Raw genomic sequence first — 919 nt, forward strand, 5'->3', positions numbered from 1 at the left:
CGGCCGTTATCGCTCCAAACCAGATCTTCGGTGGTTAGCCAGCCCATGCCTTGAATATAGGCACCTTCGATCTGGCCGATGTCGATTGCCGGATTGAGCGAGCGACCAACGTCTTGCAGGATATCGACACGCGTTACCTTGTATTCGCCGGTAAGCGTATCCACTAATACTTCAGAAACCGATGCGCCATTTGCGTAGTAGTAAAATGGACGGCCCTTGCCGGTGTTGCGATCGTAATGGATCTTCGGTGTTTGGTAGTGACCGCTTGAGAATAGTGGTACACGTGCCATGTAGGCGTTTTGTACAAACTCAGGGAAAGGCGTCCATATTTCTTCGCCAGATCGGTCAACGCTCACAACATGGTTGTTCTCAAAGCGTATTTTATCTTCTGTAGTGCTGTGCAGCTCGGCTGCATATTTGACGAGGCCCGCTTTAATACGTTTACAGGCATCCTGAGCGGCCATGCCATTCAGGTCAGACCCTGAAGAAGCCGCGGTAGGTGAAGTGTTTGAGACTTTGTCCGTTCGTGTCGCGGTGACCATAATCGTATCAAGATCTACCTGAAACTCTTCAGCAACAACCTGCGCGACTTTGATATAGAGACCCTGGCCCATTTCTGTTCCACCGTGGTTTACCTGAATGCTGCCATCGGTGTAGATGTGCACGAGCGCACCAGCCTGGTTCAGGAACTGCACAGTAAACGAGATACCAAACTTAACCGGTGTTAACGCCAAACCTTTTTTGAGGAAGGCGCTTGTGGCGTTGAATGCCTTGATTTCGTCACGGCGCTTCCAGTACTCGGAGCTTTCTTCCAGTTGTGAAATCAGCTCAGGTAGCACTTCCTGCTCAACAGTCTGGCCGTAATGGGTTTCGTTACGCGGATCAATGCTGCCGTCTTCAAGGCGCATAGATGCATGTT

The 919-nt window shown here is 50.7% G+C and carries 1 protein-coding gene; it reads right to left on the minus strand.

From position 1 onward, the window contains the following. The coding region (locus A3750_RS23255; RefSeq protein WP_156498883.1) for a molybdopterin cofactor-binding domain-containing protein at positions 1–919 on the minus strand (919 nt) is incomplete at both ends.

It is taken from the genome of Oleiphilus sp. HI0079 (assembly GCF_001635105.1).